Source organism: Nostoc sp. JL34 (assembly GCF_017114945.1).
GTDB lineage: Bacteria > Cyanobacteriota > Cyanobacteriia > Cyanobacteriales > Nostocaceae > Nostoc.
In genome coordinates this window covers 1-22,044 of sequence record NZ_JABXKQ010000161.1, presented here as the reverse complement: position 1 = coordinate 22,044, position 22,044 = coordinate 1, and the positions used below count along the sequence as shown (strand labels likewise).

At 42.0% G+C, this 22,044-nt stretch carries 16 protein-coding genes and 1 tRNA gene; 7 read left to right on the top strand and 10 right to left on the bottom strand.

What is annotated here, in order from left to right; all coding sequences use genetic code 11:
- Positions 1 to 46: 46 nt before the first annotated feature.
- Together HWQ44_RS29335 and HWQ44_RS29330 are read left to right on the top strand one after the other, a co-directional pair.
- Positions 47 to 244, top strand: a complete 198-nt coding sequence (locus HWQ44_RS29335; protein ID WP_292725463.1) for a hypothetical protein — start codon at positions 47 to 49, stop codon at positions 242 to 244.
- Positions 205 to 990: an RNA polymerase sigma factor SigF gene (locus HWQ44_RS29330; protein WP_229498888.1), complete on the top strand. Its 786-nt coding sequence runs from the start codon at positions 205 to 207 to the stop codon at positions 988 to 990. Before HWQ44_RS29335 ends, HWQ44_RS29330 begins: the two co-directional genes overlap by 40 nt.
- 74 nt (positions 991 to 1,064) lie before the next feature.
- On the opposite strand, the gene bchD is transcribed toward HWQ44_RS29330, so the two are convergent.
- Entirely contained in the window at positions 1,065 to 3,098 is a 2,034-nt protein-coding gene (gene bchD, locus HWQ44_RS29325) for a magnesium chelatase ATPase subunit D (RefSeq protein ID WP_292725462.1), read from the bottom strand.
- Between the two features lie 118 nt (positions 3,099 to 3,216).
- Here bchD and HWQ44_RS29320 point away from each other — a divergent pair, with 118 nt between their 5' ends.
- From HWQ44_RS29320 to rnc, 4 genes are all read left to right on the top strand, one after another.
- Positions 3,217 to 3,804, top strand: a complete 588-nt coding sequence (locus HWQ44_RS29320) for a Uma2 family endonuclease (RefSeq protein ID WP_292725461.1) — start codon at positions 3,217 to 3,219, stop codon at positions 3,802 to 3,804.
- A 53-nt stretch (positions 3,805 to 3,857) separates the two neighbouring features.
- Positions 3,858 to 4,037: a hypothetical protein gene (locus HWQ44_RS33700; RefSeq protein ID WP_334728421.1), complete on the top strand. Its 180-nt coding sequence runs from the start codon at positions 3,858 to 3,860 to the stop codon at positions 4,035 to 4,037.
- 57 nt (positions 4,038 to 4,094) lie between these two features.
- Positions 4,095 to 4,466: a hypothetical protein gene (locus HWQ44_RS33695; protein WP_334728420.1), complete on the top strand. Its 372-nt coding sequence runs from the start codon at positions 4,095 to 4,097 to the stop codon at positions 4,464 to 4,466.
- Between the two features lie 142 nt (positions 4,467 to 4,608).
- The gene (gene rnc, locus HWQ44_RS33690; protein ID WP_334728419.1) at positions 4,609 to 5,796 is read left to right on the top strand and encodes a ribonuclease III; all 1,188 of its coding nucleotides are present in this window, start codon (positions 4,609 to 4,611) and stop codon (positions 5,794 to 5,796) included.
- Positions 5,797 to 5,962: 166 nt separating this feature from the next.
- Here rnc and ftsH2 read toward each other — a convergent pair whose 3' ends face one another.
- From ftsH2 to HWQ44_RS29265, 8 genes are all read right to left on the bottom strand, one after another.
- On the bottom strand, positions 5,963 to 7,849 hold the full coding sequence (gene ftsH2 / locus HWQ44_RS29300) for an ATP-dependent zinc metalloprotease FtsH2 (protein WP_292725460.1): 1,887 nt from the start codon (positions 7,847 to 7,849) through the stop codon (positions 5,963 to 5,965).
- Between the two features lie 383 nt (positions 7,850 to 8,232).
- A complete protein-coding gene (locus HWQ44_RS29295) occupies positions 8,233 to 8,727 on the bottom strand; it encodes a hypothetical protein (RefSeq protein WP_292725459.1) in 495 nt (164 codons plus the stop codon).
- 223 nt (positions 8,728 to 8,950) lie between these two features.
- Positions 8,951 to 10,423 carry a glutamate--tRNA ligase gene (gene gltX / locus HWQ44_RS29290; RefSeq protein ID WP_292725458.1) on the bottom strand — a complete coding sequence of 491 codons (1,473 nt, stop codon included), beginning with the start codon at positions 10,421 to 10,423 and terminating at the stop codon, positions 8,951 to 8,953.
- Between the two features lie 138 nt (positions 10,424 to 10,561).
- Positions 10,562 to 10,635, bottom strand: a tRNA-Asp gene (locus HWQ44_RS29285).
- 111 nt (positions 10,636 to 10,746) lie between these two features.
- Positions 10,747 to 12,273, bottom strand: coding sequence for a serine/threonine-protein kinase (locus tag HWQ44_RS29280; RefSeq protein ID WP_292725457.1), 1,527 nt, complete (start codon positions 12,271 to 12,273; stop codon positions 10,747 to 10,749).
- Positions 12,274 to 12,374: 101 nt separating this feature from the next.
- The gene (locus HWQ44_RS29275) at positions 12,375 to 13,997 is read right to left on the bottom strand and encodes a serine/threonine-protein kinase (protein ID WP_292725456.1); all 1,623 of its coding nucleotides are present in this window, start codon (positions 13,995 to 13,997) and stop codon (positions 12,375 to 12,377) included.
- A gap of 1,158 nt (positions 13,998 to 15,155) precedes the next feature.
- Positions 15,156 to 17,309 carry a serine/threonine-protein kinase gene (locus HWQ44_RS29270; RefSeq protein ID WP_292725455.1) on the bottom strand — a complete coding sequence of 718 codons (2,154 nt, stop codon included), beginning with the start codon at positions 17,307 to 17,309 and terminating at the stop codon, positions 15,156 to 15,158.
- Between the two features lie 51 nt (positions 17,310 to 17,360).
- Positions 17,361 to 19,052, bottom strand: coding sequence for a serine/threonine-protein kinase (locus HWQ44_RS29265; RefSeq protein WP_292725454.1), 1,692 nt, complete (start codon positions 19,050 to 19,052; stop codon positions 17,361 to 17,363).
- Between the two features lie 214 nt (positions 19,053 to 19,266).
- On the opposite strand from HWQ44_RS29265, the gene HWQ44_RS29260 reads away from it, so the two are divergent.
- On the top strand, positions 19,267 to 20,781 hold the full coding sequence (locus tag HWQ44_RS29260; protein WP_292725453.1) for a phenylacetate--CoA ligase family protein: 1,515 nt from the start codon (positions 19,267 to 19,269) through the stop codon (positions 20,779 to 20,781).
- A gap of 294 nt (positions 20,782 to 21,075) precedes the next feature.
- Here the strand turns inward: HWQ44_RS29260 and HWQ44_RS29255 are convergent.
- Positions 21,076 to 22,044, bottom strand: a 969-nt coding sequence (locus HWQ44_RS29255; protein ID WP_292725452.1) for a HEAT repeat domain-containing protein, incomplete at its 5' end; no start/stop codon positions are given.

Here is a 22,044-nt window from a genome sequence, read left to right as displayed (position 1 = left end):
TATGTAAATAACAAAAATAACCTGTAACAGTGATAGCAACAAAATCATGCGTACAAATACTGAATTGTGGAGTTCGACCCCTGACAAGTTCAGTGAAACGACGATGGCTTATTCTTCCCTGACTCAGCAAAATAATAACAGCTTAGAAGAAAATATACGCAACTCCATTTTCTCAGGAATAGGAGTTACAACAAGGGAATGTATATGGCAACAAGTGAGTCCTCTTTACGAACTGATGGTATAGAATTATTGCACTTGTACCACCAGAATCCTTCTATTAAACTTCGTAATAAACTTGTACAGTTACATACTGGCTTAGTACGGAAGATGGCTCATAAATTCAGCCATCAATGTAATGAACCTTATGAAGATTTAGAACAGATTGGGTATTTTGGTTTGATTAGGGCTATTGAGCGTTTCGACCCTAGCCAAGGATATGCTTTTAGTTCCTTTGCAGTGCCATATATTCGCGGTGAGATGCTGCACTTTTTGCGCGATCGCAGTACTCTATTAAAAATTCCCCGTCGTTGGCAAGAATTATACAATGAAGGACAAAAAATTCGCAAGGACTTATCAATCTCTTTAGGTCGCCCGCCCAAGGATGCTGAAATTGCTAGCCAACTTCGGGTATCGGTGCAAGAATGGCAAGAAACAAAGTTAGCTGCTCAAAACCGGATGCCTTTGAGTTTAGATGCAACCGCAGTTAACTATGTTGATTGCCAAATAACCTTGGGTGAGGCACTTCCTTGTCCTCGTTCTCATGTGCTTCTACAACAAGAAGAAGAACGCCAACAACTCCAAGGCGCAATCAATATGTTGGAAGAAAAGCCCCGCATGGCAGTTGAAATGGTATTCTTGAAGGAACTTTCTCGCAAGGATGCGGCTAAGAACATTGGTACTAGTCCAATGACAGTAACGCGCTATCTGCAAAAGGGAATTCAAGATTTGATTTGCTATTTACAACCACAGGTAATGCCCACTGGGTCTTGATGTTATTAGTTAATGGTCAGTGGTTAGTAGAAAAGCAACTGACAAATGACAAATGACAAATGACTAATAACTAATTATCTAGATTTTAAATCAGCGATCGCACCTTTGGTCATGGCAGCAATAGCTTGGTCTGTCGCTTTCGGCAAATGATAATATTTACCGCCTGCTGTTTGCGATAATTCTTTAGCAAAGCCAGTAGACACAAATTTACTTTCTGTATCAATTACTAATAGTTGCATCCCCAAAGCCCGGATTCTGGCAGCAATTTCTAATAATTCTCCTTTGATATCTGGCTTTTCTCCTGGTTCTAGCTGTTCACCCAAAGAACGCGCTAAGGGAATATTACCCCGCCCATCGGTGATTGCGACAAGGACAACTTGTCCAATATCTCCACTCATCTGAGCATTTAAGCCGACGCGCACAGCTTGAGTTAAACCATGTGCTAAAGGCGAACCCCCACCACAGGGCAACCTTTCCAAACGGTTACGTGCCAAAGCAATAGAACGTGTTGGAGGCAATAATACCTCTGCCTGTTCTCCTCGGAAGGGAATTAATGCTATTTGATCGCGGTTTTGATAAGCTTCAGTCAACAGTTGCATCACCGCACCTTTAGCCGATTGCATTCGATTCAAGGCCATTGAGCCAGAAGCATCTACCACAAATACTACCAACGCCCCAGCTTTGCGTACCAGGCGTTTCGAGCGAATATCAGGTTGTTCTACAATAACTTTTCTATTTGGTTGTCTTTCTCTCCGTGCTTTTTGATAAGGAGCCGCAGCTCTTAAGGTGGCATCTACTGCAATGCGTCGTGCTTTCCCTTTGGGCAACATTGGCTTAATGTAGCGTCCCCTGTCATCGGAAAAGATGACACTACGACTACCAGATTTACCTTGCCGCTTCGCCATTTGAGTAAAGTAAAGCACGTTGTCATCAAGAATTACCCCTTCTGGATCAAAAATGAATTCTTCCGGGATGCTGGGGGGTTCTTGCTCTTGATTTTCTTCCTGTTCTTCTTGTTCTTCCTCTTCTTCTTCTGATTCGTCCTGGGGTTCTTCTTGATTCTGTTGCGGCGGCGGTGGAGGCGGTGGCGGTGCTTGATCTGGTGGTGGTGTCTGCACAACTGTGGCGCGTGGTACAATTACCAATTCCACTGCACGGCGCAAATCTTCAGCATTAACTGTTGTCCGTCCCTCTAAAGCCGCGGCGGCCTTGGCAACCCGCGTGGCGAATAACTCGGCGCGATGTCCCTGAACTCCGCCGCGAATGGCCTCATCTACTAAGTAGGCAATTTGTTCGTGGGTGATGATTACTTCTTTTAACCATTCCCGCGCCAAGATGATTTGGGTTTTGAGGGAGTCTAAGTCTTCGTTGTACTGCTTGAGGAAATCTTGGGGAGATTTAGAATAAGCGATCGCAACTTCAACTGCTTCTACTCTTTGATCTAAGCCGAGTACACCGTCAGCAGAGAGTGCGATCGCAATTCTATCTAGCAAATGCTCTCGTAATCCGCCTTCTTCTGGATTATAGGTGGCAATAAATAGGGATTTGCACGGATGCTGAAAACTAATCCCTTCCCGTTCAATCTGGTTGCGTCCCTCAGATAATACTGTTAAAAGCTGATTTGATATTTGGTCATCTAATAAATTAATTTCATCTACGTACAGTACACCCCGGTTTGCTGTAGCGAGTAATCCGGGCTGAAAAATCGTATCACCTTGTTTTACCGACTTTTCCACATCCACTGAACCGAGGAGTCGGTCTTCTGTAATACCTAGAGGAATTTGCAAAAAAGGCGCGGGGATGATTTCGACGGGCACATCTTGAATGTCTTTGTCTGCGTACTCCGCCAACAGTTGATCGTCCCATTCTTCTGGGTGATTGGGGTCGCAATTGCTGATTGAACCTTTGACAACTTCAATCGGCGGTAGTAGAGCGTGGATAGCACGAGCCATTACAGATTTTGCCGTACCGCGACGACCTGCGATCGCCACTCCTCCCAAACCAGGATCGACTGCGGCTAACAGCAAGGCTAATTTTATTGCTTCTTGACCAACTACGGCTGTCAAGGGAAAAGCAGTGATTGTGGGATTGATAGTAGGCGCAGGCATTGTTTGCAAATTAGCGAGTCTCGGCCTTTAGCATACCAATTTCTGACACATTTAGAATATAAGTGCGATCGCCTCCGGTGGGCGTTACGTCATCACATTTCCCTTGGGAGGAAGATTTATGAGTATTGCCCAGGCTAAACGCTTCACACTAGCTGAATACCACAGGCTTGGAGAATTGGGCTTTTTCCATGAAGATGACCACATTGAATTAATCAACGGGGAAATTATTGAAATGGCATCCAAAGGGACAGCCCATGAGACTTGTTTGCGAAACTTGTTGCGAGAACTTCCAAAAATTGTAGGTGATAGAGCAACTTTGCAATCTCAAGCCCCGATTGCTTTGCCACCTAACAGCGAACCTGAACCAGATTTTGCTATTCTTCAAAACCGAGATGATAATTATCTATCTGGTCATCCTCAACCTGCTGATGTGTTATTGGTGATGGAGGTTTCCGATTCTTCTTTGAGTTATGACCAAGATGTGAAAATACCTCTTTATGCTAAAGCAGGTATTGCTGATTATTGGATATTCAATTTATTTGATAATTTTTTGGAAGCTTACAGTGAAGCATATCAGAATAGTCAAGGTAAATATGGTTATTTAAACAAGCGAATTGTTTTATCAAATAAGGTAATACAATTTCCTTGCTTCCCTGATTTATCTCTTGATTTAGTGATGGTGTTTCCGCCAAAGCTGACTTTTTAAACCTTGCTATAAAATGAGATAATATTCAGTCATAATACCAAGGAGTAAGTTTTATGGGTTATAGTGATTTTAAACTTATTGAAGTTATTGATTCTTTTGGATTAGTTATCCACGAGTCATCTGGATTATTTGCAAACATACAGGAGAAAGAATATAGTGAACTATTATCTACTATACTTAAAGAGAATGTTGATTTAGCAGTAGCGATAAGTTCGGAAAAAGCTCGAAGTTAAATGATCATCAGTCCAATTTTATTATAAATTAGACGCAAATTTAATTATGAAATAAGTTTGTTTTCTGGAGTTGATTTTACTGTTGATAGCCAGCGAGGGTTAAACGGATTTTGTGATTTTATTTTGAGTCTTTCTTCAGAGCAGTTGCTTGTACGTAGTCCGGTAGTTGTCCTAGTAGAAAGTAAAAATGAGAATTTGAGGTCTGGTTTAGCCCAATGTATTGTCGAAATGGTAGCTGCACAGTTATTTAACGAGAGAGGTGGAAATCAAATAAAAGCTATATATGGTGCTGTTACTATCGGTACTATCTGGCAATTTATCAGGCTTGAAGGTAATATAGTTTCGATTGATTTGAGTGAATATTATATTAAAGATATTAAGAAAATTTTAGGTATTTTGTATAGTGCGATCGCGCAAAGTAAGCCGTAAATTATTTATTAACTCGAATATTATTTACACAACTTGTTTCATTACCCTGAAAACTCAAAACCTTGAATAATAAAGCTACACGAACTAAGTCCGCGTTTGCGGAACAAATACCAGAAAATCATTTGTAATATCAAATACTTCAATGGCTATTAGTAATCGCAACCGAATCGAAAGCGCTCTAATTTATTTAAATCAGGGTCTATATCCCTATTTTGAACAGGAAATGCGAAAAGTTCATGGTGAGCGCTGGCTGAAAATAGCGACATCTAGTTTATCCGATAACCAAAGTTTAAAGCGCAATCCAGAAGATATTCTGCGTGATGATATTTCTGAGTTACTAAAAGTAATAATTGGACAGTGGAATCAGGTTTTTAAAAGAAAACTGGGTCATGGTGAACGTGCCTTAGTTAGCGAACTCATTGAAGTTCGTAACAAATGGGCGCATGAAATGAATGGAAAGCGTTTATCTACTGATGATACCTATCGCGCACTTGATAGTATTGTTCGACTTCTCAAAGCTATTTCAGCATCAGAAGCAGATATTGTAGAAAAGCACAAGCAAGAAGTTCTGCGAATGCTTTCTCCAAAGCAAGCTGAAGAAGCACGCATAAGAGAAAACTTGGATGAACTACTAAAACAATTGCCCTTTCAAGATGCATCTCTCTTGCTCCGCGCACTTACTCACACATCCTATATGCATGAAAACCCTAATTCAGGTGAAGATAATGAACGACTGGAGTTTTTGGGTGATGCGTTACTAAATTTCCTGAGTGGCGAGTATCTATATCGTCGTTATCCAGACAAAAAAGAGGGCGAATTAACACCTTTACGTTCTCGGTTGGTAGATAAACCGCAGTTAGCAAAGTTTGCTGTTAGTTTAGACTTGGGTAGGTGGATGCGGTTAGGTAAGGGTGCAGAAAAAGATGGAGGGCGAACACAATCTAGGTTGCTCAGTAACACTTTTGAAGCAATTATTGGTGCTTATTTTCTAGATTCTGGAGTTGAATCAGTCCGCGATTTTGTGGAACCATTGTTTGATTCAGCAATAGTTCAAAACTCACCTGTTCCTCATGAATCTGATAGTAAGTCCAACAATTTTGTAGATTCAAAAAACCGCTTTCAGGAATGGGTGCAACGCACTGTTACTCCAACTCCTCCCAAATATTTCACAGAACAAATAGGAGGTTCTTCTCACGCGCCAGAATTCATAGCAAAAGTATTGGTAGATGGAAAAATTTACGGCGAAGGTAAGGGACGCAATAAAAGAGATGCAGAAAAAGCTGCTGCTGAAGATGCACTAGCTAATTTGAAAAAACAAAGTTTGTTGTAGAGTTTATTAGGTTCATAAATTTTGAGAATTTTAAAAAGGGACAATTCATGAATTGTCCCTAAACATTATAATTTTTCTCAAAAAAATGGGGGTGGTATACGCCATCCCCATTTTATTTTTTATTACTTTACTCATTTCCAGATGCTAGCTAGAATTGAGTCAACTATTACAGTTGCGGTACATACTGTTGCTTCTCAGGTACTTCAGCGTACTCAGCTACAATCTGGCGGAATTCTTCGCCGTCAATGGTTTCTTTTTCGATGAGCAAATCTACTAAGCGATCGGTGACAGTGCGATGGTCACGGATGATCTTCTTAGCATTGTCGTAGCACTGCTCAACAATTTCCCTGACTTGTCCATCAATGCGGGAAGCAATGGATTCAGAATACTCAGATCGGGTTGTCCAGTCACGACCCAAGAATACTTCTCCCTGCTGGCTTTCTAACGACAGTGGGCCTAAGTCGGACATCCCGAACCGAGTCACCATTTGCCGGGCCATTCCTGATAGTTGCTGTAAGTCTCCACCCGCGCCAGTTGTGACTTCCGCAGCCCCAAAAATTACCTCTTCGGCGGCGCGACCACCCAAAGCACCAGTAATTCTGGCTTTCAACTGGGAACGAGAAATTAACCCCTGTTCTTCATTGGGTGTAAACCAAGTTAAACCCTGTGCTTGTCCTCGTGGAATCAGGGTAACTTTCTGTACTGGGTCATGGTCTTTTAACAAAGTTCCAACTAAGGCGTGTCCGATTTCGTGGTAAGCAATCAAGCGCTTGCTCTTGCTATCCACCAAGGGAGTGCCTTCCATCCCAGCAACTACCCGATCCACCGCATCATCAATTTCGCGGAGGGTGATGGCTTCTTTGCGTCTTCTCGCAGTGAGAATTGCTGCTTCGTTGAGTAAGTTGGCTAAGTCAGCACCAGTGAATCCAGGAGTGCGCCGAGCGATCGCATCCAAAGATACACTAGTATCTAGTTTCTTATTCCGCGCATGGACTTGCAAGATTTCCAAACGCCCTTTGATATCGGGTGCATCGACTGTTACTTGGCGGTCAAAGCGACCGGGACGCAACAAAGCTGAGTCTAGTACATCGGGACGGTTGGTAGCAGCAATAATAATAATGCCTGTGTTACCTTCAAACCCGTCCATTTCGGTGAGCAATTGGTTGAGGGTTTGCTCTCTCTCGTCGTTACCACCGCCGATACCAGCACCCCGTTGTCTGCCCACAGCGTCGATTTCATCGATGAAGATAATACAGGGGGCGTTGTCTTTAGCTTTCTTAAACAAGTCGCGGACGCGGGATGCACCCACACCAACGAACATTTCCACAAATTCCGAACCGGAAATACTGAAGAAAGGTACGCCTGCTTCGCCTGCGATCGCTTTTGCTAGTAAAGTTTTACCAGTTCCAGGAGGCCCAACTAACAGTACTCCCTTGGGAATCCGTGCGCCCACAGCAGTAAATCTTTCTGGCTGCTTGAGGAAGGTAACAACTTCTTGCAATTCTTCCTTAGCTTCTTCGATTCCGGCTACGTCGTCAAATTTGACCCCGGTTTTTGCTTCCATTTGGAAACGCGCTTTGGATTTGCCGAAGTTCATCGCTTGACCTGGCCCGCCGGGGAGGTTGCTAGAACGCCGGAACAAAAAGAACAGCCCAGTAATCAATAAGACTGGAAAGACGAGATTGCCCAACAATCCCCAAATTGCGCCATCATTCCGCATGGGGTGAGCATCAAAACTAATGTCTTTTTCTTTGAGCTTGCTAATTAACTCAGGATCGTTAACAGGCAAATCCACACGCCACCTTTGGACACGATTTTCGATGTCTGGATCGCGGGCTTCTATAATTGCTGTCCTACCGCCTTCGTACAGATCGACGCTGGTAACGCGATCGCCGTTCAAGTATTCTAGAAAGCGACCATAGGTCATGCGGGTATTGGCTGCATTCTTACTCATGTCAGTAGGAGCGCCTGCAAAGGCCCCTTGCCAGAAGAAAAAGCCAATTACCAAAGCCGGCAATGTCCAGAGTGCCAGGACTTTCCAAGAGAATTTCATGTTAATTTGCCTCTAGATGCCTATACAAATCATTAGCCCTAGCAACCGAATGTTCATCACTCTGTCACTTTAAGCTGTTAAACGGATGTTTATAAATCCATTTTGTTTAATTTGATCTCTTATATGCACTGCCATACGGCGATCGGCGCATTATGGCGATGCCAACAAGAATCTTAATCAAAGTTAACTTAATTTTAATACAATATCGCACGAGAAAAGGGAGCGCAACGGGATGCAAAGACATGGAGAATTTCTCCAGAATGCTCCTAGTGTCGTTCAAGCCGCTCTCAATCATGATTCTGGGGAACTGGGGACTGGGGACTGGGGACTAGAAAAAATTAGTTGAACTCTAAGATTTAATCTAATCCCCAATGCCCAATGCCCTACTTCACTTCTGTAATTTGTAGAGTGTAAGGGAGATACTTGCCCTTTTCGTAGGAACCAACCCAAATTTGGTAACTTCCAGCCAGCCATTCACCAACAATGCCGGCATTTTTGCCATCAAAATCGTCATTGCACCAAGTACCACCGGGCCCCTTGATAATTATGGTGGTGTCTTCAGGACTTTGCACTTGTAGCTTTAGGTAGTCAAATTTACTTGTGAGTGCGAATGTGTGGTCTGGTGTTTCATCAACAAATCCGGTACAAGGGCCAGTGGCTGTTTCGCTCCTCCCAGCTACTTGACTCCCAGATATTGAACCACCACTCATCCCGCGAACTGTCAAGGGGTCTGGGGAAAACTGAGGGCTAATGGTGACATCTCCAAATATCGTTGGCGCTTCCTGAGCATCAGTTACAGCATTAACTGTCGATATGATGAAGAGCGTAACTATCATGAACGATAATCTCATCCCTCTATTGAGCGCTTTTGTCGGCATTGTAATTACGTTCGCTTCTAAGTGTTTTTGAAGACATGAATTTTACACACCAAGTTCCCAAGATGAGGAGAATTGACTACCTATTTTAGATTTGAAATTGGGGATAATTCATTAGTAATTAGTCAATGATTTCTTGTTCTCATAGTTGCTCTACCTTATGGATAGGGGCACACGTTTGTGCGCCCCTAAAATCTAAAATATTTCTAAAATCTGGAAGTAATCGCTACTTAGCTTCCGTTATAGCCCGACTCAAGCGCGGCTTATCTAAACCAATCTGATTTAGTAGTAACCAAGATTGGATTAAGTCGGGGCCATGAACATCTCCAGTTAAGGCTGCTCTGAGCGATCGCATTACTAAGCCTTTTTTGACTTTTTGCTCTTTCACCACTTGTTTAATAATGTCTTGGGCAGCGGCTTCTGACAGTTGCGGCTGATTTTCTAAAGCTGTGACAATCGCTTCAAGGACAGCAGCAGAACCTTCTTGCTTTAGTTGTGTACTGCCTTCCTCGCTAAATTCAACTGTATCGCTAAAAAACAGTTGGCTTTGAGCTACTCCATCTACCAGGCGAGTCAAACTCTGACTAATTAAAGTTACTAGCTGTTCTAACCAGGGGCGATCTCTGACGAGAAGCCGCTCTGCGTCTACGCGTCCACCATCAAATTTATAGCCAGCCGCTTCCCAAAAGGGGATGAGTAAATCTGTGAGTTTATCTACTGGCGTTTTGTGAATATATTGACTGTTCAACCAATCCAGCTTGTCCCAGTCAAACTTTGCACCTGCTTTATTGACGCGCTCAAAGCCAAATTCTTTAGCTGCTGTTTCTAAGGTAAATATTTCTTGTGTGGAATCTGGTGGCGACCAACCCAACAATGTCATGTAATTTACCAAGCCTTCAGAGGTAAAGCCCATTTTCTGAAAGTCAGAAATGGAAGTGACGCCATCTCGCTTAGAAAGCTTGCGCCCTTCCATATTCAAAATTAATGGCGTATGGGAAAACTCTGGGATTTTTGCACCCATTGCTTCATACAGTAAAATTTGCTTGGCAGTGTTGGCGATGTGGTCTTCTCCGCGGATGACATGGGTGATTTCCATATCAATGTCATCCACGACAACTACAAAATTGTATAAGGGTTGACCGCTACCCTCTTCTGAGGCGCGGGCGATGACCATATCACCACCTAAATCGCTACCTCGCCAAGACATCTTTCCCCGTACTAGGTCATTCCAGACAATTTCCCGCCCATCTTCGATTTTGAAGCGAATTACAGAAGAACGACCTTCTGCTTCAAAGGCGGCGCGTTGTTCTGGGGTGAGGTTGCGGTGACGGTTGTCATAGCGAGGTGCTTCGCCTCTGGCTTTTTGAGCTTCTCGGAGCGCCTCTAATTCTTCGGAAGTGGTGTAGCAGCGATAGGCTAATCCTTGATCTAGCAGTTTTTCTACTGCTTCTTTATAAAAATCCAGGCGTTGGGATTGAAAAAATGGCCCTTCATCCCAGTTCAACCCTAGCCAGCGCAGTCCTTCAAGAATATTGTCGGTGTATTCGGGACGCGATCGCTCTAAATCTGTATCTTCTATTCGCAGTATAAATTTCCCGCCGTGGTGACGGGCAAATAACCAGTTGAATACAGCCGTTCTAGCTGTACCAATATGTAAATTTCCGGTTGGACTCGGCGCAATTCGGACTCTAACAGTCACAGTTGATTCTCTCTTTCGCAAAGCATGATAAATGTAGCTTATATTTAAACCCTGAATTCTGAGTTAATCTATTTGGGGAATTCAAAATCTAAAATCACCGAAGTTCAGTTCAGTGATTCACCACTCATAAATTTAGAACGGGACTGACGGGGCTCGAACCCGCAACTTCCGCCGTGACAGGGCGGTGCTCTAACCAATTGAACTACAGTCCCTTGTTTGGCAACTTTGCTATTATCACTATTTTTTTTCTCCTTGTCAAGTGTTTTGGAGTTGGGAATTAGGAATTATTTTTGTCTCATCTCTCCCAGGTGCGAATTTGTTCGTTAAACAGACCCTGATAATACAACTTGTGGCTCTGATTCCAGATGCTGCAATATCCGGGATTGCATTTGTTTATACTGCTGCTTTAATAGCTGTTTGCTCAAATGGGGTTGAGAAGCGGGTGGTAGACTTTGACTCTGTTGCACCCAAGTTTTCAACATTTGCCGCTGAGTTGGCTCAATGCGACTGCTGAGAACGTTGGTGCAGGAATGTGGTGCTTCCAGAGTAAAGAAAATCAAAGGATAGTGTTCATTTTTAGCCAGGAAACTTACCAGCCTAAGATTTTGGGGATTTTGCATATCTAAGTAGCACGGTAGCCACTTAGGAGGCAATTGCCGATTGTAGAGTACAGTCACCCACAACAGCATTGGGTGAGGGGATGTCATAAAGATAAACTGGTTATAACGGGTAGAAACGGCATAGTTTTTGATTTCTTGTTTAGGCAACATCAACCATAGGGCTGTCATAGATCCTTGTGTAGTGTCTAGAAGCTGGGGAAAAACAATTTCTTGAATTGGTTTCTTTTGAGGCCACAAAAGTTGCCGACAACTTTGTTCTACTGCGATTGGTAATCCAGAATCTAAGGGACGGCTAAAGATGGAACTAGAGGCTAAAGTTGTAGGGAAGCTGGGACAATTGGACTGTTCTAAACTGTTTAATACTTGCAAAATTTGAGCGATATTTTGGGGGCGATCGCTTGCTTTTTTTGCCAGACAAGCCATGATTAAATTATTCAGCTTTTGAGGTATTTGCAGAGTGGGTTTAACCTCTGCGATCGCTTTTGGTTGTTCAAAGTGATGTGCTTTATACCAAGCACCAAAGTAATCAGTTTCTGGTTGCCAAGGTTTTTTACCTGTAAGCATCTCAAACATCATCACACCCAGGCTATAGATATCAGAGCGACTATCTAATTTTTCCCCATCTAGCTGTTCTGGAGAACAGTAGGGTAATGTGCCATTAAATCCCCTACTTGTGCTGGCTGTTGATGCATAATTTAAAAATCTAGCAATACCAAAGTCGAGTATTTTAACTAACTGACCCAATATCGGATCGGGAATAACTAATATATTGGCAGGTTTGATATCTCTATGAACCAACGGACAAATTTTACCATCAATGTTAATACCTTGATGGGCGCATTGTAAGCCTAAACAAATCTGACGAGAAAGAGTCACAAACATGGGCAAAGGCAACGGGATTAAGTCCTTTAAACTCTTGCCTGATAGATATTCCATGACATAGTATGGTTTTCCTTTCTCATTCACACCATAATCATACGCCCGCACTATATGTACACTCTTTTGACTCAAAGCTGCACTCATTAAAGCTTCACGAGCAAAGTCCTGTTGCATCTTAATATCGACAACAGTTTGAGTCAAAAACTTGATAGCAACTGGTATACCTCCTAACAAAATATCATCTGCTAAAAAAACTTCACCCATACCACCACTACCAATTAGTTGCTTGAGTTGATAACGATTGGCAAGCAAGCCTGTACTACTTGGAGATGTAAATGGACTTTGATTCACTTTGTTCACCTCTGCTGCTGAGTCCATTTTAAGTTAGCAATACACGCGTAAGAAGATCGTTGGGGAATGGTGGCAAGCATTTTGATTTTGATAGCAGACTTTCAAGAACGTGATAAAAGTTTAAAAAAAATCTCTAAAAATTTATCCATCCAATTTTTTAAACCTTCTTTCTCTGCTTTTTGATGTGCGGCTAACTTTCGTAAGATATCTAACTTCAGCTTTTCGTACTCTGTTTTGAGAATATTTTTGGCTTGATTCGGCAAAATTAATTCATTTGACTGTTGACTCATATCTAACCAATCTACAAGTTGCTGGCGCTGGTTAGCTGTGAGGTTTAAAGTGGTTACATGAGAGCAACGGGTTGGATCTTCTAAAGGAAAAAATAGGAGATGATAGTAGCCAACTTCTACTAAACTACGTGCTATATTTTGCCCTTTATTATCTTTTAAATCTAGAAAATAAGGTAGCCACTTAGTCATAGTAAGCTGGGCATCGTATAGTACTGTTACCCATAATAGCATCGGATATACATCCATTTTACTAATAAATTCAGTGCTGTGTATTTTATCCAGAAATTTTGTAATCTCTTGTTTAGGCAACATTGCCCAAAAAGTTGGTATCGGTCTTTGAGGAGTATGGATTAAATGGGGAAACCCAATTGGTGCGATTGGTTTGTTTTTAGGCCAAGTTTTCTGCAAACACTCTTTTTCTGATAATAAAGTTGCCGGGACTAATTGAACCGGAAATGAGAGTTTAATAATTTCACTACTATTGCTAGGAATAACATCACTAAGTTGAATTTTAACCTTTTCTAAATCTTCTAATATTTGGTTAATATTTTGAGGGCGATCGCTTACTTCTTTAGCTAAACAACTCATCAATATTTTTTCTAATATCTGCGGGATTTTGACTTGCGGATTCACTTCCTCAACTGTAGGTGGCATTTGAAAGCGATGTGCTTGATACCAAGTACCAAAGGAGTTACTTTTTGTCTGAAATGGATGCTTTCCTGTCAGCATCTCAAACATTAGTACTCCCAAACTGTAAATGTCAGAACGGACATCTAGTAATTTGCGTCCTTCCATATGTTCTGGAGAACAGTAAGGCAAACTGCCAATAAAAGAATCTGTCAGAGTCATCCCACTTCGCTCTGTCAAAAACTTGGCAATTCCAAAATCTAGAATCTTAACAATTTCTCCTTGTTTATTATCTTCGCTAATGAATATATTTTCTGGTTTAATATCCCTGTGAACAATAGGATAAATCTCTCCTTTAAGGCTGATACCTTGATGGGCACATTGTAAACCTAAGCAAATTTGGTTACAAATATGCAAAAACTTCGATATTGTTAAGGGCTGAATTTTAAGAATTTGTTTGAGATTTTTTCCTTGGAGATATTCCATTACATAAAATGGAGTTTTATCGTCAGTAACGCCATAACTTAAGATGCGAACAATATGTTTACTTTTGCGACCCAATTGAGCGCCAATAAAAATCTCTCTGGCAAAGCGTTGGGACATTTGCTGGTTCGCCAAACTGAGTGATAAGATTTTGACTGCGATTGGCATACCACCTTTAGCAGTATCTTCGGCTAGATAAACTCTACCCATCCCTCCTTTGCCAATCAAATCTCTGATTAAATAGCGATTGTTTAAAAATTGTCCAATGTAATCGTCTAATTCTGCCTTTTGCCCTACCATATTCTCAATTTTGTTTTCTTGCATAAAAATCATTTATGAAAAATATTGTTGGCAAAATACTTAATAAGTTTAGCTAATTATTAAATTTAAATCTAAAAAGTATCAGAACTTGGATAAAATTCATCATCTGCTGTAATTATGGTTAATCTATCTGCAAAAGTTCCTAAACATTGTGTAACATATTTATTAAGGATTACGGTTGAGAAATTACACGGAAACTACAGATAGGCTAGATAAAGTTACCTAGTAGATTCCGTGAATACACAGGAAGAATCCAAGTAAATAGCAGTAAAGCTGCGATGTCTACGACGGGCTACGCCTATGCACGTTTAGTTCTGTACAGTTAACGATTAATATTTGAGAGTAAACTGGGTAATCATTATAATTAGCGGAATTTAAATTTTAATTTAAAGGCTAGCATCTGGGTATGTTGCAGAGAGTTAAAATAGCAATTAAATCAAGTAATCCAATGGTAAAGTTACCAGTCAAATTCCAAAATAGTCTGACTGGTTCCGTTTGATAAAAGAACTCTTTTTCTGGCTGATTAGTAAGTAGTTTTAATTGCAAAATACACCAATAACTACCGTTATTGGGTTGAGTTGTAGAATTATATTGAATTCAGGTGACGATGTGTTGAAAAAGGTGGACGATATCGCCTGAATGCCAACTTTCTCAGTTAAAATACCACTACAAAAATTTACTATACTAACTGACTATATATAGTAATTCTGAATCAGACGCGCAGAAACAAGATTCCTAACTTCTTGAATAAGTGAAGAATCTGCGGGTTTCAATTCTCACAAATAAAATAGGATTGCTATAGTTTGCCTTAAAAATAATTACATCATAACCAAGCACCAACCAAGACTCGGAGTTGAAGTCCCGCGGGGTTGCAATCTTAGCTACCTCATCAATTTAGAGTCGCGTTAATTAAAAAAATCACTTTGAGAACATGGTTTTGTGGTAGTTAGACAGCAACATCTCACCGCAAAGCAGTTAGAAGAATTTCCCGCTAAATAAGAAGACGCAGTGAAAGAATTCTCGTGTGTCTCCCTAGCATCCCCTTCCAAAAACACTAGTACAACACGGCGGAAATAAACCACCCATTCCAAATCAATGAAATGCTTACGCTGTATTCATTTTTAATTTTTAATTTTTAATTTTTAATTCCGCCTTGCGGTACTAGGGCGTTGTCTCCGGCGTTGGTATTGGTGTAGGAGTAGCGGTTTCTATAGGAGTTGGTGTAGAAGTTGGTGTGGGCGTTGGTGTGGGTGTGGGAGTTGGCGTGGGTGTTTCCGTGGGCGTTGGTGTAGGTGATGGGGGAGGGGTGGGATTTTCCGCTGTAATGGTGAGTTGATAATCTGCTGGTTTCGATGCTGTGGAAACTACAACAAACTCGTAAAATCCGTTTTCTGGTAATTTAGTTGACAAACTATGTTGCGTAGAATCTTCCAAAAATTTGATTTTGCCAGATGGTGAATAGACTGATAACAAAACTTGGGAATTTCCTTGCAACTTCAATTCCAGAGATTGGTCTTTGGCAAGTCCAGCAATAAATACTTTCCCAGCACCAGGTTGGAGAACACCGCTGACTGTTTTGCCGGTAGCACCCTGATCAAAGACTAGTTTCTGGAAAGCGCTACGGGCGAGGATAGCACTGAGTTGATCGCTAACAAATCCGTACCAAACTTGTCCAATGGGTTGACTAAGAAAATCTTTACCACGCTGTTCAGGAAATACACTTAAAAATGCAGCATCTCCTAAATCATACAAAGAACTACTACCAACGTTGATTTTGTTGACTTCCACTTTCCAGCGATCGCGTTCAGCACTTGTATAAGTCCCAAGTTGCTGACGTGTTTTTGAACTCAGTGGCGCTAGCTTTTCCAACAATTCTGAAGCTGTTTTATCCCATTCTGCCCGCAAACTCTCATCTTCAGGGCCATTGCTGAGAGTACGTCCCCGTAAACTGGGATTTCTATCCCAAAAAACTTGATTCACCAAATTGATGTAGAAGTTAGAGTCAATACCCAACTGTTGACGGCGATCGCTTAATCTTTCTTTGCGCTGCCGTTCTGCTGGTGAATATTGCGCTAAGGGATCGGTTGGTTGATCGCTAGTTGGAATTGGACTGGCTGTGGGTGTAGGTTTGACTTCCCCTATATCTCGGCTACTATTCACTCCCCACCAAACTAATCCGACAGTACCAGCTACCGCTGCCGCCACTAGGAAGGTTTTTGTTGGTGTCCACCAGCTTGTGGGCTGAGGAGATGGGGGGTATGAGGGGTATGAGGGGGATGGAGGAGGTGGGGAGATGGCGACAGTGGCAGATGTGGGTTGTGCTGGAGTGGGGTATTGAGTAGGGGGATAGTTAGCTGGGGGCGGGTTGATAGCTTGGAGTACTTGACGGGCTGATTGATAGCGATCGCTTGGTCTGGCAGATAGCATTTTATCTAATACCTGTGCCAAAGTTTGACTCAGATTAACTTCCCGTCGCCACTGCCAACTAAGAGTGTAGGTATCAATTAATTCTTGGGGTTGTTTTCCTGTTAGTAAAACCAACATTGTTGCGGCCATTGCATACAAGTCGCTGTGGGGAGATACTAACCCAGTTTGCATCTGTTCTGGGGGAGCAAATCCTATCTTACCCAATAGGGTTGGTGATGGAGAAGATGCAACTACGCCGGGTTGGTAATATTGGGAAGCAACGGCTGCTACTACTTGTTTGACACCGCCAAAATCAATTAACACTGGCAGTTTGTCAACAGTGCGAAGCATTAAATTATCTGGAGAAATATCTCGATGAATAACGCCTATGGAATGGATATACTCCAACACTGGCAAAATTTGTTGCAACAATAGGCTTACTTCCGCCTCTGTAAAGCGCAAACCCTGTTGTATGCGGGTATTTAACAAAGAATTATAAGTTTCCCCTTCGACATAATCTTGTACCAAAAACAGATATTCTTTGCCCCCTAAATTCAGCCGCAGCAGTTCCCGGAAGCGGGGAATTTGGGGATGTTGCAGTTTATAAAGAACACTCGCCTCTCTCTCAAACAGTTCTTCAGCTTTTTGGACAACGTAAGCGGTTTGAACTTGAGGGGAAAATTCTTTTAAAACACAAAGTTCGCGGAATCGGTTGACATCTTCAGCTAAATAAGTGCGTCCAAAGCCACCTTGACCAATTTGACGCACAATCACATAGCGATCGCCTAAAGTTAGTCCCGGTTGGATACTATAACTCATGGGCGTATCCAACAAATTTTCACCGCACTGGAGACAAAAGCGACTACCTGGGGAATTTTCATGTCCTTTAGAACAATATATTTTTGTCATTTGTCATTTGTCATTTGTTATTAAGTTACTTTTCCCCAGTCCCCAGTTCCCTTACTTGCCAGATTGTACTTTACTGACTTGATCGGCTGCGATCGCATACCAAATTTGACCAAAAGTCTGTTGATTCAGTTTCTCACGCTGCTGATCAGGAAACAACCGATCAAATTTTTCATTTGTGTCTTTGGTCAACTGATCAATTGTATAGTTCCCAAACTGCCCCGATCGCGCTTGCCGTCTCCATGTGTCATAATCTTTTTGACTATATTTACCTAATTTCCGGCGGGATGCTGGACTGAGGTTAGCCTGTTCTAATTTATTCAATAAATCGTCAGCAATACCAGACCATTCATCTCGTAAACCAGCGTCTTCAGGTTTAGATGTCAGGCTACGTCCCTTTAATTCCGGTTTTTTTGTATAAAATAAATTATCTACAAAGGGAATAAAAAATCCTTCAGTAATTTCTAGCTGTTGACGACGACTGATAATTTTCTGGAGATCACTATTTTTTCCTTTGTCGCCGGCTGGTTTTCCAGTTGGAAACTGTGGGATTTGCGGTAATGAAGGTAATGAAATTGATGGGATGGTGATTGAAGTTACAGCTCGAATGGCTGCATTTCCCGCCGCTAAAGTTAATCCAACTAAAGCCGTTCCCCCTAAACTCATCACAAAAGGGCGAATCCAAACAGGGAAAGTTCTCGGTTTCGCGATCGCTTGCGTTCTGTTCTGGAATCTACTCACAATAGCACTGGCGCGTTGTCTTCCTGGAGCAACGACCATCGTCTTGATCTTGGTGGTAATATAATTGCCTGGGGATTTACTAACAGTTGACGATGGTAAATCTTTGAGAATTTGCTCGGCTCGTTGATAGCGATCGCTCGGTTTATAAGCCAGCATCTTTTTTAACACCGCTTCCAGTTGGGGACTAACTCGGATTTCCTTTCCCCATCCCCAAATTCCCTGATAGCTGTCGTATAGTTTTTGCGGTTCTTTACCTGTGAGCAATACCAATATTGTCACTGCTAAAGAGTATAAATCACTACTAAAAAATGCTTTGCCTTGCCGTAGCTGTTCCTCTGGAGCGTAGCCTTTTTTACCCAGCAAAGTGTTATTTTCTGCTAGCTTAGTGCGCCAAAAACCTTGAGAAGCCGGTAATTGCTTGACACCACCAAAATCAATCAGCACTGGCAGATGATCGGAACGCCGCCAAATCAAATTATCAGGAGAGATATCACGGTGAACCACATCTCGTGAGTGGATGTAGGATAACACGGGTAAAATCTGTTGCAGGAGGGTGATTACTTCCTCTTCACTAAAGGTTTTTCCTTGACTCTGCTGCTGTTCTAATAATTGGTAGTAATTATCACCATCCACATAATCTTGTACGAGAAAGAAAAAATCTTTAGCGCCTATCTTCACTTGTAGCGAGGCGTGAAAACGCGGAATCTGTGGATGCTGGAGTTTTTTCAGGACATTTGCTTCTCGTTCAAATAACTCTTTAGCTTTTTGTAAATCTTGATGTTCTTGTACTTGGGGTGCAAACTCCTTCAGCACACAGGTTTGATGAGCTTTATTTCTATCCTCCGCCAAATAGGTGCGGCCAAAGCCCCCCTGTCCTAGATGACGGATAATTTGATAGCGATTATCCACAACCTGTCCCACAGCAAGAGGTAATGGCTCACCACAAAGGGTGCAAAAGCGGTTCTCACCATTATTTGTGTGTTGTTTACTGCAATAGAGCTGCATGGTGCCCAAGGATAAATTAAGGTTTTATTGAAAAACTACAACGCGCCTATCCTCATTTTCGGATATCCTACCAAAGGTTAGGAGAATTTGATGCTGTTAGCGGATAGCTAGGGTTTAGCCCGTGCGATTATTGTTTTTTTACTCAGCACTCGCTATTCAGCACTCAGCACTGTTTAACGATGTTGATTTTACTTGAGGATAAACAACAAGCGTCATGAACCCAAAATCAAGACAGCAGCAAGTAATTAAAGCATTTGAAGATTTTTTGTCTACCCCCCTAGAAACACTACTGCAACGGCATCTCAACACTCAAACTTCGGTAGCTTTGAGTTTATTTCACGATGTGGCGGCTAATGTACCTGCCTACAAGACTTTTTTAGCAGAAAGGGAAATTAATCCCGCGACTATTCAAACCTTAGAGGAGTTTCAAAAACTACCAGCGATCGCTAAACAAAATTATATACTGCGTTATCCCTTAGCTGACTTGTGCCGCAACGGACAACTCCAAGCGTGCGACATGATAGCTGCTTCATCAGGTTCCAGTGGGAAACCGACATTTTGGCCTCGTTTTTTCACAGATGAACTCCAAATCGCCACACGTTTTGAACAGATTTTTCACGATAGTTTCTATGCAGATACGAGACGTACCCTAGCAGTAATTTGTTTCACTTTGGGCACTTGGGTAGGTGGAATGTTTACTACTAATTGCTGTCGTTATCTTGCTAGCAAAGGTTATCCCATCACCGTAATTACTCCTGGTAACAACAAAGAAGAAATCTTGCGAGTTGTCCAAGAATTAGGTTCAGAATTTGAACAAGTGGTGTTATTGGGATACCCGCCATTTTTGAAAGATGTGATTGATACTGGTATCGCCCGTGGTGTGGAGTGGCAGCAATATCAGATTAAATTAGTCATGGCGGGAGAAGTATTTAGTGAAGAATGGCGGAGTTTAGTTGGTGAAAGAGTTGGTTCACAAAATCCTTGCTATGATTTTGCATCACTTTACGGCACTGCGGATGCCGGAGTTTTGGGTAATGAAACACCATTAAGTATCTGCATTCGCCGTTTTTTGGCAGAAAATCCTGATGCAGCTAGAGCTTTATTTGGAGAATCGCGTTTACCCACGCTAGTACAATATGATCCTTGCAGTCGCTTTTTTGAAGTTCAAGATGGCGGATTGCTGTTTTCGGGAGATAACGGTATTCCCTTAGTACGTTATGACATTTTAGATACTGGCGGGATAATTAGTTATGATGCCATGCTGCAATTTTTAGCAGAATGGGGATTTAACCCGCTTGAAAATCTCCGTTGTGATACTCAACAATCAGCTAGAGGTATTCATCAGCTACCTTTTGTTTATGTCTTCGGGCGTTCTAACTTTACAGTTTCCTACTTTGGCGCAAATATCTATCCCGAAAATGTGACGGTGGGATTAGAACAACCAGTAATTCAAGAATGGGTGACAGGTAAATTTGTGTTGCAGGTGAAGGAAGATGCTGACAAGAACCGATTTTTATCTGTGGTTGTGGAGTTAGCGCCAGGGGTAGAGGGTAGTGAAGATCGAAGACTTGCGATCGCATCTTCTATTCTTTCACAACTGCTACGTCTAAATAGCGAGTTTGCTAATTATGTTCCCGCAGAATATCAAACACCACAGGTTATGTTAGCGCCAATGGGGGACGCTGAATATTTTCCTATTGGGGTGAAACATCGTTATACGCGTAAATAGCATTAGGCGCGATGAATAATCAAACACAAGAAGACGCGATGAATCAGCGATGAATCACGTCTCTACAAGGGGCGATCGTTTTTGCGATCACATTCCCATTCTGATCGCAATATCTGTTTTATTAGGTGCGATCGCATTCCCTGGATTGTGGAAAGATCAGACGCGATAGATTTACGAGACGCCTACGAGATGGGATGAATCACGTCTTTACAAGGGATTGCTGCTTCTAAATTTCGCTTATGTTTTGGCTGGAGGAAGTATTTTTGTTTCCTACTCTCCATCTTTCACTTTCTCTTATTGATGCCAAGCTTGATAAAAAGCGGGGTAGGGCATACTTTGGGCGCACTTCCAGATAACTTCGTAGCAATTATGAAATCGCTCAAAGTCATTTTTGTAAATTTCTGGTGATAAGTAATCCTTCAACTTGGTGACAACACTCGGCATCTGTTCCTCTGAGATAATTTGCTCTGAGCTAGATGCCGCTCGCCTTCGAGTATAATGATCCAGTTGTGGTTTGCCGATTGACTTCACCAAAGCATCAATCGTTTTTTGGTTGCCAGAGCCAATTTTTCCTAAGCTAGATGCCGCTAGCCTTCGGGTATAATCATCCAGTTGTGGTTTGCCGATTAACTCCACCAAAGCATCAATCGCTTTTTGGTTGCCAGGGTCAATTTGCCCTAAGCTAGATGCCACTAACCTTTGGGTATAATCATCCAGTTGTGGTTTGCCGATTAACTCCACCAAAGCATCAATCGCTTTTTGGTTGCCAGGGTCAATTTGCCCTAAGCTAGATGCCACTAACCTTTGGGTATAATCATCCAGTTGTGGTTTGCCGATTAACTCCACCAAAGCATCAATCGCTTTTTGGTTGCCAGAGCCAATTTTCCCTAATCTAAATGCCGCTAGCCTTCGGGTATAATCATCCAGTTGTGGTTTGCCGATTAACTTCACCAAAGCATCAATCGCTTTTTGGTTGCCAGAGCCAATTTGCCCTAAGCTAGATGCCGCTTGCCATCGGGTAGAATTATCCATTTGTGGTTTGCCAATTAATTCCACCAAAGCATCAATCGCTTTTTGGTTGCCAGAGCCAATTTCCCCTAAGCTAGATGCCGCTTGCCATCGGGTAGAATTATCCATTTGTGGTTTGCCGATTAATTCCACCAAAGCATCAATCGCTTTTTGGTTGCCAGAGCCAATTTGCCCTAAGCTAAGTAAGTCGTGGTGAAATTTTATAAGTATGTAACAAAAAATTAAGCAGAAGAA